This is a genomic window from Roseobacter sp., assembly GCF_045106495.1.
GTDB lineage: Bacteria > Pseudomonadota > Alphaproteobacteria > Rhodobacterales > Rhodobacteraceae > Roseobacter.
Genome location: NZ_JBGCEQ010000011.1, coordinates 192,349 through 208,756 on the forward strand (window position 1 = coordinate 192,349; position 16,408 = coordinate 208,756).

15 protein-coding genes are annotated in these 16,408 nt (G+C 54.1%); 5 read left to right on the top strand and 10 right to left on the bottom strand.

Annotation, left to right across the window (positions count from 1 at the left end):
- Positions 1-176: 176 nt before the first annotated feature.
- Together AB8B75_RS09440 and AB8B75_RS09445 are read right to left on the bottom strand one after the other, a co-directional pair.
- Positions 177-1,190, bottom strand: a complete 1,014-nt coding sequence (locus AB8B75_RS09440; protein ID WP_405361664.1) for a hypothetical protein — start codon at positions 1,188-1,190, stop codon at positions 177-179.
- 106 nt (positions 1,191-1,296) lie between these two features.
- Positions 1,297-2,928, bottom strand: a complete 1,632-nt coding sequence (locus AB8B75_RS09445) for an AMP-binding protein (protein ID WP_405361666.1) — start codon at positions 2,926-2,928, stop codon at positions 1,297-1,299.
- Between the two features lie 140 nt (positions 2,929-3,068).
- Here AB8B75_RS09445 and AB8B75_RS09450 point away from each other — a divergent pair, with 140 nt between their 5' ends.
- Positions 3,069-3,725, top strand: a complete 657-nt coding sequence (locus AB8B75_RS09450; protein WP_405361668.1) for a sulfotransferase family 2 domain-containing protein — start codon at positions 3,069-3,071, stop codon at positions 3,723-3,725.
- A gap of 227 nt (positions 3,726-3,952) precedes the next feature.
- Positions 3,953-4,636, top strand: a complete 684-nt coding sequence (locus AB8B75_RS09455) for a Hint domain-containing protein (RefSeq protein WP_405361670.1) — start codon at positions 3,953-3,955, stop codon at positions 4,634-4,636.
- Between the two features lie 194 nt (positions 4,637-4,830).
- Here the strand turns inward: AB8B75_RS09455 and AB8B75_RS09460 are convergent, their stop codons facing one another.
- The 8 genes from AB8B75_RS09460 to AB8B75_RS09495 all read right to left on the bottom strand — a co-directional run bounded on the left by AB8B75_RS09460 (position 4,831) and on the right by AB8B75_RS09495 (position 14,013).
- Positions 4,831-7,032, bottom strand: a complete 2,202-nt coding sequence (locus AB8B75_RS09460) for a 3-hydroxyacyl-CoA dehydrogenase NAD-binding domain-containing protein (RefSeq protein ID WP_405361672.1) — start codon at positions 7,030-7,032, stop codon at positions 4,831-4,833.
- Positions 7,029-7,979 carry a hypothetical protein gene (locus AB8B75_RS09465; protein ID WP_405361674.1) on the bottom strand — a complete coding sequence of 317 codons (951 nt, stop codon included), beginning with the start codon at positions 7,977-7,979 and terminating at the stop codon, positions 7,029-7,031. The genes AB8B75_RS09460 and AB8B75_RS09465 overlap by 4 nt, the downstream gene beginning before the upstream one ends.
- A 3-nt stretch (positions 7,980-7,982) precedes the next feature.
- Positions 7,983-9,194 (bottom strand): acetyl-CoA C-acetyltransferase, encoded by a 1,212-nt coding sequence (locus AB8B75_RS09470; protein ID WP_405361676.1) that lies wholly within the window; start codon positions 9,192-9,194, stop codon positions 7,983-7,985.
- Positions 9,195-9,231: 37 nt separating this feature from the next.
- Positions 9,232-9,870, bottom strand: a complete 639-nt coding sequence (locus AB8B75_RS09475) for a glutathione S-transferase family protein (protein ID WP_405361678.1) — start codon at positions 9,868-9,870, stop codon at positions 9,232-9,234.
- Positions 9,867-11,024, bottom strand: a complete 1,158-nt coding sequence (locus AB8B75_RS09480) for an acyl-CoA dehydrogenase family protein (protein ID WP_405361679.1) — start codon at positions 11,022-11,024, stop codon at positions 9,867-9,869. Before AB8B75_RS09480 ends, AB8B75_RS09475 begins: the two co-directional genes overlap by 4 nt.
- A gap of 156 nt (positions 11,025-11,180) precedes the next feature.
- On the bottom strand, positions 11,181-12,962 hold the full coding sequence (locus AB8B75_RS09485; protein WP_405361680.1) for an acyl-CoA dehydrogenase C-terminal domain-containing protein: 1,782 nt from the start codon (positions 12,960-12,962) through the stop codon (positions 11,181-11,183).
- Positions 12,963-12,998: 36 nt separating this feature from the next.
- Positions 12,999-13,400 (bottom strand): MerR family DNA-binding transcriptional regulator, encoded by a 402-nt coding sequence (locus AB8B75_RS09490; protein ID WP_405361682.1) that lies wholly within the window; start codon positions 13,398-13,400, stop codon positions 12,999-13,001.
- Between the two features lie 241 nt (positions 13,401-13,641).
- Entirely contained in the window at positions 13,642-14,013 is a 372-nt protein-coding gene (locus tag AB8B75_RS09495) for a MerR family DNA-binding transcriptional regulator (RefSeq protein ID WP_405361684.1), read from the bottom strand.
- A 133-nt stretch (positions 14,014-14,146) separates the two neighbouring features.
- On the opposite strand from AB8B75_RS09495, the gene AB8B75_RS09500 reads away from it, so the two are divergent.
- From AB8B75_RS09500 to AB8B75_RS09510, 3 genes are read left to right on the top strand one after another with little or no spacing between them, the layout of a single operon-like run.
- A complete protein-coding gene (locus AB8B75_RS09500; RefSeq protein ID WP_405361686.1) occupies positions 14,147-14,569 on the top strand; it encodes a PaaI family thioesterase in 423 nt (140 codons plus the stop codon).
- Entirely contained in the window at positions 14,566-15,081 is a 516-nt protein-coding gene (locus AB8B75_RS09505; protein WP_405361688.1) for a PaaI family thioesterase, read from the top strand. Before AB8B75_RS09500 ends, AB8B75_RS09505 begins: the two co-directional genes overlap by 4 nt.
- Entirely contained in the window at positions 15,074-16,408 is a 1,335-nt protein-coding gene (locus AB8B75_RS09510) for an MATE family efflux transporter (protein ID WP_405361690.1), read from the top strand. Before AB8B75_RS09505 ends, AB8B75_RS09510 begins: the two co-directional genes overlap by 8 nt.

Consider the following 16,408-nt stretch of genomic DNA (forward strand, 5'->3'; position numbering starts at 1 on the left):
TATAGTTTTGGCTGACTTTCGATTGCTCCCGTGGCTTTTAGAGATCTGGGTGGTCGCGAAAACATCAATGACGGCATATGCCACAGGGCACGAATCGCTTCCGCTTCCAACTTGGCAAAGACTATCGAATCCTCGAGAAATACTGCCAAGTTCAGGCGGGATAGAGAAACTCAGCGCTATCCTCCACAGATACTCTGCAAGCGCAGCCAGTCCGCATCACTGAGAAGCGTTTTTGGCGTTTTTCCGATCATCGGATCTGCCTCTATCAAAGACAAAACCGTCTCGCCGGTTATGTCGCGCGCATATGCGTAGGGTGTGCTGCGCAGCTGCGCGTTCTCGAAAATAGGCAAGAGCGTTTCGGGCGCAGGGGGTGGGCGGCCGTCGGTCAAAAGATATTCGGCATAGCCATCTAACACATCGCGGTTCAGCGCACCTGTTGTCAGTAATTGGAAACTCGCCCATGTGCCACTTACTTCCAACAGTGCGCGCAGTGGATCTTGCGTGCGTGAGATATGCTGTTCGACAATGGCGTATCCCGCCGCCACATCCGGCTCTTCAAAGTCCTCAAAAAGAGCGCGGTTCAAAAGAATATGCGCACCGGGTAGGTGGAGACTGTTCTGCAGAGCGCCTGGCATGACGCTGAGCTTATCTGCCCCCAGACGTGCCCGAAGTGTTGCAAGTGCTTTGATCCCGGCCGGATTGTCGCAGGCCGATCCAGTCAAACGCTCGATTCTGTCCAAAAGCGCTTCACCAATCTCAACCCGCTTGACCTTAGGTACGACGTTCAGGGTGTGATTGATTAGGGCCTGAGGCACCCAGAAAATACCGACTGCGGCAACCACCGAAATCGAAAACGCCATGCCAAGCCAGCGCAGTCTCCCCGGACTGTGTCGACGACGTTCGACCGCGCGACGCAGTTTTTCGATGGCGTCAATCATCTGTTTTTCGTTACTGTCCAGTTCCAGCGTTTCTCCAGGATCACCATCAGGATGATAAATGGCCGGTCTCTTACCGGGATTTGCTCGGTGGATCGCCGCGATCGACCAATGGGTGATGGCCTGATCCCGCGTGTCCGAGATCACCAGCGTCGCGTTTCCGATAGAGACGACCACATCACGCCGTTGGCTCTCGTGCGAAGCACGCCACAGACCGCTTGCTTCGAGCCGGTCATATTTTTTCAGTGCCGTCATGGCGTTTGCTGGAACTGCTCGCTTTTGTTTGCGAGCAGTCTACCACCTGCGCGCGTTCAAGCAATGGCGTGCCTCTGGATGTACTTTCAAACTGCCACTCCCGGATCTAGTCCAAGGCGCGCGCTTTCTTGCGCAACTCGAATTTCTGGATTTTACCCGTAGATGTTTTTGGCAATTCCTCGAAAACAACAGTCTTGGGTGTTTTGAAACCAGCCAAGGTCTTGCGTGCGAAATTGATTAAACCGTCCGCGTCTGGTTCGGCGCCGGGTTTCAATTCCACAAATGCACACGGGACTTCGCCCCACTTGTCGTCCGGTTTGGCGACTACGGCGGCCAACAAAACATCCTCATGACCCATGAGCACACCTTCGACCTCAACCGAAGAGATGTTCTCGCCACCAGAGATTATGATATCCTTGGCCCGATCCGCAATTTGCATGTACCCGTCTTCATGCTGCACGGCAATGTCACCGGAATGGAAGTACCCGCCGGCAAAAGCTTCTTGCGTGGCGTCCATATTCTTGTAGTAACCCTTCATGACAGCGTTGCCGCGGATCATGATCTCGCCTTGCGCGGTGCCGTCCATGGGAACCTGTTGCATATCGGTATCCATCACAGTGATGCTGTCCATCATCGGGAACGCCACACCCTGGCGCGCTTTTACAGCAGCCCGTTCCGGTTTGGCGAAACCGTCCCAATCTTCACCGCGCCACAAGCATTCGGTGACATGACCATATGTCTCGGTAAGACCGTAGACCTGCGTGACATTGAAGCCGAGGCTCTCAATTTTGCTGAGCGTGGCGGGGGCCGGAGGGGCGCCTGCGGTGAAGACCTCGACCACATGGTCGAAGGTGCGTCTTTCCTCATCGGGCGCGTTTACAAGCATGTTCAACACGATTGGTGCTCCGCCAAGATGGGTGACGCCTTCTTCCCCAATCGCGTGGTAAATCGCGGGCGCGGTAATATCGCGACAACAAACGACCGTGCCGCCAATCAGGGGCATCATCCAGGAATGGTTCCAACCATTGCAATGAAACAGCGGCACAATGGTCAGATAGATCGGGTGCAAAACCAGACGCCAACTGACAACGGTTCCCATGGTCATCAGATAGGCCCCGCGGTGATGATAAACGACCCCTTTGGGACGCCCCGTGGTGCCGGAAGTGTAGTTGAGTGCCAGGCTTTCCCATTCGTCCTGGGGCATGATCCAGTCGAAATGCGTGTCCGCCTGCGCCAGCATGTGTTCGTAGGTGATGTAACGACCGGTCGCCGGGTAGCCTGCATCGGCATCCGGGACTTCCACGAGTTCCGGGTTTGGGCCTTCCATTTGGGCCAGGGCGGCTTCGGCGAGGTCAACAAACTGGGTATCAACCAGGACGATCTTCGCGCCTCCGTGATCGAAAATATAGCTGACCGTATCCACATCGAGCCGCGTGTTTATGGTATTGAGCACCGCACCGCAAGCTGGCACGCCAAAGTGGGCCTCAACCTGAGCCGGAACATTTGGTATCAAGGTGGCAACCACATCGCCCGGTTTTATGCTCCGCGCCGCCAGTGCAGAGGCCAACCGCGTACATCTCTCATAATATTGCCCATAGGTCGCGCGATGGGTCCCGTAGACCACAGCTTTCCGTTCGGCAAAAACATGTGACGCGCGTCTGAGGTGCGACAGGGGCGTCAGTGCCACATAGTTGGCATCGCATTTTTCCAATCCGGTTTCGTCACTCATCCAACCCATTTGTTTTTCCTCCCCTTTTGCGCAAGCCCGTGTCATTTTAGCGCGAATTGCACGATATTGGTTTTAACGCATTTGAAAAGCGAATTGTCATACATTTACTCTGGACCAGCCCTAACGCATGTCGGCAACAGGTGGGCGCCGTGATCATATCTTGGGGTCGCAATTATGTATTTGTGCACATTCCCAAGACAGGTGGCACCTCGCTTGCTAAGGCTCTCGAGAACCGTGCAATGAAAGATGATATTCTCATTGGGGACACGCCCAAAGCGCGCCGCCGGAAACGCCGGTTGAAAGAGTTGTCCACACGCGGACGCCTTTGGAAGCACTCTACACTTGCCGATATTGACGGGATCTTGACGCCCGAAGACTTGGCGAAAATGTTTACTTTCACGCTCGTACGCAATCCTTGGGATCGCGTTGTCAGCTATTATCATTGGCTTAAATCGCAGGAGTTTGAGCACCCAAGTATCGTGTTGGCCAAACAGATGAATTTTGAAACGTTCCTGCAAGTACCCGACATCCAGAAAAGTCTGCGCAATACACCTGCGCGAACTTACATGGTTGATGCATTTGGGGTGGAGCGGTGCCGATGTTTCATACGCCTTGAAAATCTGAAATCTGATCTCTGCATGTTGGAACATCACTTAGGGTTCGCGTTGGAAGTTCCACATGAAAACGCGTCGACAAGAGCCAAGGATTTTCGCCCTTTCTATTCTAGAATCTCCCGCGAAATCGTCGCCGATATTTGCGCTGAAGACATTGCGCGATTTGGGTATCGCTTTGATAACGCAAAATAATTCCCGCAAAACGGGAAGTTAATCGGTATTTCAAAAAACCACAATTCAGATCGTGGAAATAAGTTGCGTGATCGCCGTGACATGTGGTGAATGAAATTGGGTTTGTCCTTTTTGGGCGGTATTCTGGCGTGTGATTTGGCGTTTTTTCTGGCTCTGTTCTGCTGCCAGCGCTCCAGGACAATCACCCTGCTGAGCCGAAAAGGCAGGAGACTAAGAGGGGAACTAAAATGTACGGTTGGAGCGTCAACATTGCTGCCAAACCACGCCTGACAAACGACGCGTTGGAACATAATCTACTCCCGACACAGCAGCGAGATGGTGTGGCGGCGCGCACTCGGATCGTAACAGAGCATGGTTGGCGTCCTGTCGAAACGATTGTTGCCGGTGATCGGGTGCAGACTTTCGACAACGGCTTGAAAAGCGTTTTGGCGGTGAAACGCGCGGTACTTTGGGTCGATCACCTCTACGCCACATCTCCGGTTTGGCCGGTGACTATTCCAGCGCACGCATTTGGCAACGGGCGCGACGTGATTTTGATGCCCGAACAACGTCTAATGCTTGAGAGTGAACGCTTTTCAGATGCCTTGGGTGATCCCTACGCGGTCGCTCCGGCAGAGGCCTTACTGGGCGTCTGCGGTACGTACCGCGACATGCCCCTCAAGCCAATCGACCTGACGACGTTGTTTTTTGCCGACGAAGAGGTGGTATGTGCGGATGGTGGTTTGCTGATCCACTGCCCTCGCAAAATAGACGCGCTTTCCGAGCGGGCGCAGCCTGTCGAAACGCTCTACCCTCAAATCTCACTCAACGAAGCCCGCGAAGTTCTGCAAAACTGCGAGACGGCTCGTGTGCCCGTGGCGCAAGATTTTGAAGCAGAGTCCGGCGAGACCATGAGCCATTTGGTTGCTTGACGAAACCAGTTCAATTGTGCGGGTATCCGTTACTTTGAATTCGGGTCAATTGGAGCCAAGCCACGGTTTTCGATTGCTTGTTGTGAATAACCCCTTGTTTGCAAATGGTCTGAAAAGAAAACTTCAGCAAACCACTGTCAGTTGACAAAGCGGCGCTGCACGCGCCACTAGATGTCTTGTCTATGCGCAGTCCTTCAAGCAACGGCCGATGTGTTGCCAAACCGACCATAAAAGCTCTGACCCTTGGCAGCTATGTCACGCAAGAGTGCAGGGCAGGCAAAGCGATCTCCGTAGGTTGTAGACAAATGATCACAGCGTTCGGCGGCATAGGGCGCGCCAATCATGTCCAACCAACTCAATGGCCCGCCGGACCAAGGCGCGAAACCCCAGCCCAGAATTGCGCCAACGTCGCCTTCGCGTATATCCATTAACACGCCCTCTTCGAGCGCCCGAACAGCCTCCAGCGATTGCGCAAAAAGCAAGCGGTGCTGAACATCTACCAAGTCCGGTTGTGTCTCCATGGTCGGGTATTTCTCCGCCAACCCTGCCCACAACCCCTGGCGCTTACCTTTTTCGTTATAGGTATAAAAGCCTGCGCTGGACTTGCGTCCCAATCTCTCCTCTGCTTCCATCCAGAAAATGACATCATCGACGGCACCGTCCGGGTAGACGTCCCCCATGGCCGCCTTTGTGGCGCGAGCAATTTTGGCCCCCAGATCGATGGATGTTTCATCAACCAGTTGCAATGGCCCCAGCGGCATACCCACCAGACGTGCAGCGTTTTCAATGAGCGCCGGTGCCACGCCTTCGGAGACCATGCGGATCCCCTCATTGATGTAGGGAATTATGCAGCGGTTGGCGTAGAAGAACCGCGCGTCATTGACAACAATAGGTGTTTTGCGGATTTGACGGACGTAGTCCAATGCCTTCGCCACGGCGCGATCGCCGGTGCTTGCGCCCTTGATGATCTCCACGAGCAACATTTTTTCGACCGGTGAGAAAAAGTGAATACCAATGAACTGCTCGGGTCTGCCAGATGCCTTTGCCAGTTCCGTGATCGGCAAGGTGGACGTGTTGGAGGCAAAAATGCAGGTGTCGGAGATCACAGCCTCCACCTTCTGCGTCATCTCCGCTTTGATCTTCGGGTCTTCGAAAACCGCCTCAATGATAAGGTCGCAACCCTCAAGGGCGTTCAGGTCGGTGGTCGCGGTGATCAGGTTCAGCAGTTTCTCCTTTTTCTCAGGTGTCGTCTTTTTGCGAGCGATCCCCTTGTCGGCAAATTGTGCGGTGTAGGCTTTGCCGCGCTCTGCGGCCTCTTGGGTCTGGTCGATCAGGACAACTTCAATGCCTGCCTGAACCGAGACAAGCGCAATGCCCGCACCCATCATGCCTGCACCCAAAATACCAAGCTTTTTCACGCGTTGGTCGGGCACATCAGCAGGACGAACAGCCCCTTTTTCAAGGGCTTCCTTGTTAATGAAGAGCGACCGGATCATCGCCTCGGATGATGGGTTCAACAAGACTGAGGTGAACCAACGGGCCTCGATTTTCAATGCCGTATCAAAAGGCACCATGGCACCCTCATAGACTGCAGAAAGCAACGCTTTGGCGGCAGGATAGACACCTTGCGTCTTGCCGTTGACCATGGCCGATGCGCCTACAAATGTCATGAAACCAGCTGGATGGTACGGCGCGCCCCCAGGCATCTTGTAGCCCTTTGCGTCCCACGGCTTGAGCAGATCAGCGTCCTTGGCGCTCAGCACCCACGCGCGCGCCTCTGCCATTGGATCGTCTGAAACCACATCAATCAATCCGGCTGCTTTGGCGGCAGATGGCGCGACCAGTTTACCCTCCAGCAAAAAGGGTGAGGCTGCCATGGCGCCCAATTTGCGCACAAGGCGGGTTGTGCCGCCAGCGCCGGGGAAGATCCCGACCATGATCTCAGGCAGGCCGATCTTGGCCTTTGGGTTGGTTGCAGCGAAAATGCGGTGGGTGGCGAGCGGCAATTCCAGCCCGATGCCAAGTGCCGTACCCGGTAGAACCGTTGCGATGGGCTTGCCACCCTTAAGGGTTTTTGGATCCATGCCCGCGCGTTCAATCTTGCGCAGCAGCGCATGCATTTGCATTGTGCCCTCAAAGAGACCTTTTGCCGGATTGTCGCCCGCGTCATCGCGCATTTTTGCGATCAGATTCAAATCCATGCCTCCGGCAAAAGACCCCGGCTTTCCAGACGTAAGCACGATGCCTTTGATTGCGGAATCCGCGATGGCTTCGTCCATCAGATCACTGATCTGGGCGAGCCCTTCAAAAGACATGACATTCATCGATTTGCCGGGAACATCCCAAGTAATCGTAGCAATACCTTCGGCGTCAGTTTTCATTTTAAACTCGGTCATGTCCGGGTCCTTTCCTGAATTGTCCTTAGGGTCACCAACGCATCAGACGGCTTTGGGACGAGATAGGGGAATGTGGTATTTTGCAGGGAATTGGTAACAGATTTCAGATACCAATTTTTTCCTATTCTTTGCAGCACCATACGCGATTGGATCGGTCCGAACCTGCAAGCATCCCCGGCGCAAAATTCGGTCACGTGATAGCCGCAAATCAAATTGCTCGAGATGAATTCGGCGTCTTTGGCGCGGCGTAAAAGGTGATCGCAGGATTTCTCTGTAAGGGTATCGCGAAGCATTTCAAAAAACGGCCTGACGTCTTCAGCGCTTGTCACAATCGTGTCCGAGGTTTCGGTATGTGACGAATATGGGAACAACAGGTGGCTGCAATAAAGTTCGAAGTCGTTCCTGTTTGTTGCATCCGACAGTTCATCGATAAATTTCTGATAGATCGTTAAGGGTTCGATGGCTAGCGTGCGCGCATCATCCTTCGGCGGTGGCGGTGGGATCTTGTTCGCTGCGTCCTGCTGCAGGCGCGGGATATAGATCGGCCAATGCAGGTTATTCAGCATGCTGTCAATTTCGAGCATTTTCCAAACCCCTTTGTCGCGTGTCAGCACCATTCGGTTTGCGTAGCTTTCAATGACCGGTTTGGCGTCGCATAATGTATGCGTCATGTGATGACCGGCGATGTAGTTTTCGCTCAAGAATTCTGCGTCGATAGCCAAACGTACCAGATTAGTGGCACCTTGCCCTTTTAGGGCCTCCCCATATGTCAGCAATCCGTTGACCAAGTCTTCTTCGGTTTCGACCACAGTTTCGCTGCTTAGCGTACGTCGCAGGTGTGGCAATTTGGTTCGGGCCAGTGCTGTTGGGGCGTCGCCTGTCATGATGGCGTTGGACAGAGTGTCCAACGTCTCTTGATAAATTGTCAGGGCACTTTCGCCGTTCACAAATCAGACCCGTTCTAGGATCGTTGCGGCCCCCATGCCGGAGGCAATACACAAGGTTGCCAAGCCTACTTCTTTGTCCGCGCGTTCCAATTCATCCAGCAAGGTGCCGATGATAATTGCCCCTGTGGCGCCCAGCGGATGTCCCATTGCAATAGAACCGCCGTTCACATTTACCTTTTCACTCTGGACATCGAATGCTTGCATGAACCGCAGCACGACAGCAGCAAAGGCTTCGTTTACTTCGAAAAGGTCAATGTCATTGATCGTCATGCCGGTGTCGTTCAGAATTTTCTCGGTTACGGGAACCGGACCCGTGAGCATGATGGTGGGGTCTGTGCCAATCTTGGCTGTTGCCCGAATACGAGCACGCGGTTTCAATCCATGCGCTTCGCCAAAGGCTTTTGACCCGATCAATACGGCCGCAGCGCCATCAACGATGCCAGATGAATTCCCGGCATGGTGGATGTGGTTGATCTTTTCCAAATGCGGGTACTTCATCAGTGCGACCTTGTCGAAGCCAGGCATGACTTCACCCATCGCCTGAAAAGCAGGGTTGAGTGCCCCAAGCGATTGCATGTCGGTTTGCGGGCGCATGTATTCGTCATGGTCCAGAATGGGCAGCCCGTTTTGGTCGCGCACTTCAATCACGGAGTTGGCAAACCGCTTTTCATCCCACGCAGCCTTGGCGCGTTTTTGAGATTCGACGGCCAATTGGTCGGCATCGTCTCGTGTAAACCCGTATTCTGTCGCAATGATGTCAGCGCTGATGCCCTGAGGGACAAAATACTGTTCCATTGCCAGCGTCGGATCAACGGCGATCGCCGCCCCGTCAGAGCCCATTGCAACACGGCCCATCATTTCTACACCGCCCGCAATATAGGCGCTGCCTGCGCCACCTTTGACCTGGTTGGCCGCCAGATTTACGGCCTCCATGCCAGAGGCGCAAAAGCGATTGATCGCGAGCCCAGGAATGCGTTCGTCCAGATCAGAAGCCAAAACCGCAGATCGCGCCAGGCACCCTCCTTGTTCCATGACCTGAGTGACATTGCCCCAGATCACATCCTCAACGGCATGACCTTCGAGATTGTTACGCTGCTTAAGGGCATTCAACGTTTGAGCAGATAATCGCAAGGAGGTTACTTCGTGCAGACTTCCGTCTTTGCGGCCTTTGCCACGGGGCGTGCGCAATGCGTCATAAATATAAGCGTCGGTCATGTGTTTCTCCTTCTCACACGGGTCGCATGGTATTGGATCAGGCACGATCCGCAGGGCTGCCCGGCATCAGATCATAAGGGTGCTTCCATCCTGGCGTTTCGGAAATCCGTGTGAGCCATGTGTCGATATGGGGCCAGTCGGCGCGGTCGAAACCAAAACTCTCAGGATAATACAGGTAGCCGCAACAGCTGATATCCGCGTTGGTGATACTGTCGCCAACTATCCAGTCCCGTTGCGCAAGATGGTCGTTGAGAATACCATACGCAGCCTTGAGGCGACCTTGATTGAAGCCAATAACTTCTTGCGGGCGTTTGTCTTCCGGCAAGAAATGCATCAAAAAACGTGTGGGACCGGCAACAGAGCTGAACTTGTGGTTGTCCCACAACACCCAACGCAGGATTTCCCGCCGTTCCGTCCCATCCTGGCCGTTAAACTTGCCTGTTTTCTCAGACACGTAATCCTGAATGACGCCAGATTGGGTCAATCGAACATCGCCATCAACCATCACCGGGACTTCGCCCATGCTGTTGACGGTGCTGCGGTATTCCGCCGTGCGGGCTTCGCCTCCGAAGAAATCAACTTTGACCGGCGCCCAATCAAGGCCCGAAAGCTCAATCGCAAGGGCTGCCTTGTAGGCGTTGCCGCTTTCTCCAAAGCAATACAGTTGGATCGTCATAGGGTCCTCGCAATCAATTCTTTCATGATTTCATTTGTGCCACCGTAAATGCGTTGCACCCGCGCGTCTGCCCACATTTCTGCCACCGCGTACTCTTGCATGAAACCGTATCCGCCGTGAAGCTGCACGCACTCATCGAGCACTTCGCATTGGGTGTCCGTAAGCCAGTATTTGCTCATCGCGGCTCTTTCGACTGTTAATTCGCCACGCAGGTGCTCGGAAATACACTGATCCAAAAAGCTACGCGCCACTATTGTGCGGGTTTTGCATTCGGCCAACTTGAAGCGTGTATTTTGGAACTGCGTCAACGGGCCGCCGAAAGCTTCGCGTTCTTTGCAATACGCAACCGTACGGGAAACGGCACCTTCCATAGCACCCACTGCACCACAACCGATGATCAGACGCTCCTGCGGGAGCTGCTGCATCATTTGATAAAATCCCTGACCTTCATCGCGTCCCAAGATGTTTTCTGGCAGGATTTCAACGTCATCAAAGAAAAGTTCAGATGTATCGGCCGCATGCAAGCCTATTTTTTCGAGATTGCGTCCGCGCGCAAACCCCTGTGCATTATCGGTTTCAACAACAACAAGCGACACGCCCTTTGACCCCTCCGAAGGGTCCGTTTTTGCAGCGACTATGATCAGATTGGCGTGCTGACCATTTGTGATGAATGTTTTCTGCCCCGACAACCGATAAGCATTCCCATCGCGAATGGCGCGGGTTTTGATACGTTGGACGTCTGATCCGGCAGAGGGTTCCGTCATGGCCAGTGCGCCTATTAGATCTCCGGATACCATCTTCGGCAACCAGCGTTTTTTCTGATCTTCGGAGCCATAGGCCAATATGTAATGCGCGACGATGCCAGAATGGATGCCATGGCCCCAACTTGCCAGATTGGCGCGCGCGGCTTCAATCAGGATTGCCGCTTCATGACCGAAATCGCCGCCGGGGCCTCCATAGTTCTCTGGCACGGAAGGGCAAAGCAATCCTAACTCACCGGCTTGCGCCCAAGTTTCAGGGTCCATCTGGCCTTGCTTGCGCCATTTCTCGAATTTGGGGGTCCATTCATTCTTGATGAACTGCGCAGTCATCTCGGCAATCATGCTGTGTTCTTCGGTCATCCAACCGGAGGCGTTGCTCGTTCCATTACTCATGTCGCACCCTCCCCAGATGTGCTCGCTTTTTCGCGCAGACGCGCTTGCAGTAAGAATCTTGAGTTGTGACCCAAGGCCTCACCGTTACTATTCGCACTAGGCAAAGGCAGTTCGTTGCATTTGCCAGAACCAGCCGCGCATATGCCTTTTCAATCTCTAGAAGTTAGCTACCTCCAGAGCCATCACAGTGTCTGCGCCCGTTTGAATGCGACTGAGATGAAGGGTTGTGGCAGGCAGTTGCCGCGCCATGTAATACTGACCAGTGCGCAGTTTGGTCTCGTAAAATGCTGTATCAGAAGCATTATTGTCCAGCGCAACCTTGGCAGCTTTGCCCATTTTTGCCCACATCAGACCGAGGCACACATGTCCAAACATATGCATGAAGTCATAAGATCCAGAGAGCGCATTGTTGGGATTTTTCATGCCGTTCTGCATGAAATACATACCTGCCGCTTGCAAATCTTTGCTTGCGGCTTTCAAGGGCTCCAGGAATTGCGCATCAAAATCAGCATCTTGGCCAGCGTTTTCCTTTACAAATGTTTTGACCAAATCGAAAAACGCCATCACATGTTTGCCGCCATCCAGCGCTAGTTTGCGACCGACAAGATCCAGTGCTTGCACGCCATTGGCGCCTTCATAGATCATCGCGATCCGCGAGTCGCGCGTAAATTGCGACATGCCCCATTCTTCGATATAGCCATGCCCGCCATAGACTTGTTGAGCCTTGATGGTCATGTCGTATCCTTGATCGCTCAGAAAACCCTTGATGACCGGTGTTAGCAAAGACACCAGACCATCGGCGTCTTTGTCGTCAGACCGGTGGGCCGCATCGATGAGTGTCGCACCCCAGAGCATGAATGCACGCGCACCTTCTACAAAGCTCTTTTGATCCATCAAGGACCGACGTATATCGGGATGAACGATCAGGGGATCAGCCGGTCCTTCCGGGTTTTGAGCACCGGTCACGTCGCGACCCTGAAGGCGGTCTTTGGCATAGTCCAATGCGTTTTGGTATGCGACCTCGGCCTGGGACATGCCCTGCATACCGACACCAAGCCGGGCCTCATTCATCATCGTGAACATGGCACGCATGCCTTTATGCGCTTCGCCCAGCAAATAGCCTGTGGCGCCATCATAGTTCATGACACATGTGGAATTGCCGTGGATACCCATCTTTTCTTCGATTTTGCCGACAGCAACCGCGTTGCGATCGCCCAGACTGCCGTTTTCTTTGATGATGAATTTCGGCACGATGAACAAAGATACCCCTTTGATGCCGTCTGGACCGCCGGGGATCTTGGCCAGGACCAGATGGATGATGTTGTCAGCCATGTCGTGCTCGCCTGCAGAAATAAAGATTTTCTGTCCGGTGATCTTGTAACTGCCGTCGTCCTGAGGTTCAGCCTTGGAGCGCATCAGACCCAAATCCGTGCCGCAATGCGGTTCAGTGAGGTTCATCGTTCCGGTCCATTCGCACGAGACCATCTTCGGCAGATACATCTCTTTTTGCGCATTTGTACCATGTGCGAGAATGGCGGATGCCGCACCATGGGTCAGACCCTGATACATCGTGAAAGCCATATTGGCAGATGAAAACATCTCGCCAACGGCGGTACCAATGACGCATGGCATGTTTTGGCCGCCGTATTGCTCCGGCATATCAAGTCCGGGCCAACCGCCCTCCTTGACCGTCTCAAATGCTTCCTTGAACCCGGTCGGCGTACGCACCACACCATTTTCCAGTTTGCAGCCTTCAGTATCCCCGATGATGTTGAGCGGTGCCACGACTTCAGACGTCAGTTTCCCGGCCTCTTCCAGAATAGCGGAGGTGAAATCTGCTTCCAGATCTTCATAGCCCGGTGTCGGTTGTTCCGCGACATTCAGAACATCATGAAGAACGAATTGCATGTCTTTGGTGGGGGCTGTGTAGCGAGGCATCTGGTATATCTCCCTGAATTCGTGGCGGTACGGGTGTTACTCGGCGGCGTTGCGCGTTGCGCGCATCGAGGCAATCATTTCAGCGCCCCATTTAAGTTGCGCTTTCAAATCATTGATCGCTTCTGTCAGAGCGTCTCGCTGGCTTTCCATTTCTGCCAAACGTTTGACCCCGACATCATAAGACGCCTGAACCTGCGTGTGTTGCTGATCGCCGATATCATAGAGGTCCAGCAACTGGCGCAGCTCTTCGAGGCTGATGCCAAACCGTTTACCGCGCAGGATCAACTTTAGCCGTGCGCGATCCCTGCGGGTAAAAAGACGTTTTTGGCCTTCGCGAATTGGGAACAGCAGTTCTTTGGACTCATAAAAGCGCAGTGTCCGCGGTGTCACATCAAAGGCGTCACACATCTGACGGATTGTCATTGTTTCGTTCGTCATCGTTAAATCTCTTCTAAGCGTTTCGTCATGGCCCAAATATGGTCTGACTGCTCACGTACAATATTGGATGACGTTTACGTAACCCGAACGTCACGTCACTTTGACAGATGCCTCAGCGAAAGCTCGCTGCTACTCGTGAAAACACTGGGAAAATTGAAAAATTGGGCCAAAGCATGGCAAAAGCAGGCGCGGATTTAGGGCGAATACTCAGAAAAAGGTATCACGGCACCGGCGGGCTAAATTATTTTTCTATTTCAGCGGCAACAGAGTCACGCAGGTCACGCAATTCGTCTATCGCTTCATCCAATTGTGCCCGTTGGTCAGCCAGTTCTTGCAGCTGACCGTCTGCTAGGTCGACCCATGCGGCCATTTGAGCGGCAGTGCCTTCGTTCTCGTAGATTAGCAACCACTGACGAATATCTTCCAACTGAAAACCGAATTTGCGACCGCGCAAGATCAATTTCATGCGCGCACTCTCGCGGGGGCCATAAAATCGTGCGCGTCCCTCACGGTCTGGTTGCAGTAATTCGATGTATTCATAGTAACGCAACGTCCGCGGGGTCACGTCGAATTTTGCGCACATTTCTTTGAATGTCAGGCGCGGTTCTGCCATGAAGCTTTTCTCCCTGTGCTCAGGCTAGGGTGCTATCCTCTCTAGTGCAACCGTCGCTCTTGCCCTTGGGCGCGCTCTGGGATGATAAAGGGTGCAGCGTAATCTGGGCAATGCCCAACCGGAGCAGACAAGAATGGCCACAAAAACCGACATCGCGCGGCAATTCATCACGGCAATTCCTCATAGTAAAGCGTTGGGGATGCGTCTGACTGAAATGGGCGACGGGGTTGCCACAATTGAAATGCCTTATGATGAAAAACTGGTGGGCGATCCAAAAACGGGTGTCATTCACGGCGGCGCGGTATCGGCGTTGATGGATACCTGCTGCGGCGCAGCCGTGATGTGCCATCCCGACAACGCCGGTGGCACAGCGACCATTGATCTGCGCATTGATTACATGCGCACGGCAACGCCCGGTCAAACCATCACAGCCCACGCAACTTGTTATCACGTCACACGGACGGTCGCCTTCGTCCGGGCCACGGCAACGGACGCAGATGCCGACAACCCGGTCGCCGCTGCTACCGGTGCCTTCACTGTAGAGGGCAGCCGATGAAATCACCCCGCCGCCCCCCTGAACCGGTTCAGGTTATCAAACAACGCCGTGATGCGACCTTGCGCGCACTGGTCGAGGGCGTGCCATATATCCAGTACCTAGGTATGCAGTTCGAGAGGAAAGGGGACGAGCTGACGGGCGTTCTGCCGTTTGACCAGAAACTCATCGGCAACCCGATGCTACCCGCGATTCATGGTGGCGTTACAGCTGCCTTTTTGGAAGTGACCGCCATCATTACCTTGAGCTGGACGTATCTTTGGGAGGATGTTGAATCCGGCGTGATCGATACCGCGTCTTTGCAAGAGGGCGGGTTGCCAAAGCTCCCGAAAACGATCGATTTTTCAACAGATTATCTGAGATCAGGGCTGCCTCGGGATGCCTATGCTCGAGCACGCATCAACCGCTCCGGGCGGCGCTACGCCTCCGTTCATGTCGAGGCGTGGCAAGACAATCGCAGCAGGTTATTCGCACAAGCGACCGGGCACTTTCTGATGCCGCAACGGCGTGACTGAAACGCGGGTTCTGCCACCATCAGCGATCACGCATCGACGGGTACTGAAGATTGCCTTGCCCATTGTGCTGTCCAACGCAACTGTCCCGATCTTGGGCGCTGTTGATGTGGGCGTCGTGGGTCAAATGGGGGAAGCTGCTCCCATTGGTGCGGTGGCACTCGGTGCCATCATCATTTCCACTGTGTATTGGGTTTTTGGGTTTCTACGGATGGGCACTGTCGGGCTTGTGGGGCAGGCTGAAGGCGCGGGAGACAAATCGGAAGTCTCTGCCTGGCTGACCCGCGCCCTGCTGGTTGCGCTGGCAGGCGGTGCTGTGTTGATCCTGCTGCAACCGCTAATCTTTTGGGGCGCATTGTATTTAGCCCCAGCCAGCGAAGAAGTTGAGAGCCTGGCATGGTCTTACCTGACCATCCGGATCTGGACTGCGCCCATCGCAATCGCGGTTTACGCATTGACTGGCTGGCTCGTGGCAATGGAACGCACAGCGGGCGTGTTCTGGGTCCAACTGGTGATGAACGGCGTCAACATCCTGCTGGATCTACTCTTTGTGCTGGTCTTCGAGTGGGGCGTGCCGGGGGTAGCCATTGCCACTGTCATAGCCGAAGTAACGGGTGCCTCTCTCGCCCTTTGGTTCTGTCGCAGCGCCTTTGCCATACCCGCCTGGCGCGACTGGCCGTGCATTTTTGATCGAGCGAAACTGATCCGGATGGCACTTCTCAATACAGATATACTCATCCGATCCCTGATGCTCATGATCATTTTCTCTTCCTTTGTTTTCATAGGTGCAAAGTTCGGCGACGTGACCTTGGCGGCCAATGAAGTGCTTGTGCAATTCATGTATATTACCGCTTATGCGATGGATGGTTTTGCTTTTGCGGCAGAAACTTTGATTGCCCGTGCCGTTGGGCGCGGCAACCGTATGGATGTCAGGCGCAGTGCGTTCCTAACCTCGTTTTGGGGTTTGGTCATATGCGTGTCGATGGCAGCGGGTTTTGCGCTGGCGGGTGAGTGGATCATTGACGTGATGGCCAAAAACTCAGACGTTCGGGCTACGGCACGCGAGTTTCTGCCCTACATGGTAGTGGCCCCGCTGGTGGGCTGCGCGGCATGGATGCTGGACGGCATCTTCATCGGGGCAACGCGCGGCAAGGACATGCGTAACATGATGTTGTTCAGCTTTGTCATCTATTGGATAGCGATTTTGGTCCTACTGCCGCTTTTGGGAAATCACGGACTTTGGTTGGCTTTGCTGATCTCTTTCATTGCGCGGGGCGTGGCGCTTGGCTCGCGCTACCCTGCATTGGAGGCTTCGACAGAGAAACCCTAG

Bases quoted from the DNA above. Each gene is read 5' to 3' on its own strand.
- AB8B75_RS09440 (WP_405361664.1), bottom strand. From the start codon at position 1,190: ATGACGGCACTGAAAAAATATGACCGGCTCGAAGCAAGCGGTCTGTGG.
- AB8B75_RS09445 (WP_405361666.1), bottom strand. From the start codon at position 2,928: ATGGGTTGGATGAGTGACGAAACCGGATTGGAAAAATGCGATGCCAAC.
- AB8B75_RS09455 (WP_405361670.1), top strand. From the start codon at position 3,953: ATGTACGGTTGGAGCGTCAACATTGCTGCCAAACCACGCCTGACAAAC.
- AB8B75_RS09460 (WP_405361672.1), bottom strand. From the start codon at position 7,032: ATGACCGAGTTTAAAATGAAAACTGACGCCGAAGGTATTGCTACGATT.
- AB8B75_RS09470 (WP_405361676.1), bottom strand. From the start codon at position 9,194: ATGACCGACGCTTATATTTATGACGCATTGCGCACGCCCCGTGGCAAA.
- AB8B75_RS09475 (WP_405361678.1), bottom strand. From the start codon at position 9,870: ATGACGATCCAACTGTATTGCTTTGGAGAAAGCGGCAACGCCTACAAG.
- AB8B75_RS09480 (WP_405361679.1), bottom strand. From the start codon at position 11,024: ATGAGTAATGGAACGAGCAACGCCTCCGGTTGGATGACCGAAGAACAC.
- AB8B75_RS09485 (WP_405361680.1), bottom strand. From the start codon at position 12,962: ATGCCTCGCTACACAGCCCCCACCAAAGACATGCAATTCGTTCTTCAT.
- AB8B75_RS09490 (WP_405361682.1), bottom strand. From the start codon at position 13,400: ATGACGAACGAAACAATGACAATCCGTCAGATGTGTGACGCCTTTGAT.
- AB8B75_RS09495 (WP_405361684.1), bottom strand. From the start codon at position 14,013: ATGGCAGAACCGCGCCTGACATTCAAAGAAATGTGCGCAAAATTCGAC.
- AB8B75_RS09500 (WP_405361686.1), top strand. From the start codon at position 14,147: ATGGCCACAAAAACCGACATCGCGCGGCAATTCATCACGGCAATTCCT.
- AB8B75_RS09505 (WP_405361688.1), top strand. From the start codon at position 14,566: ATGAAATCACCCCGCCGCCCCCCTGAACCGGTTCAGGTTATCAAACAA.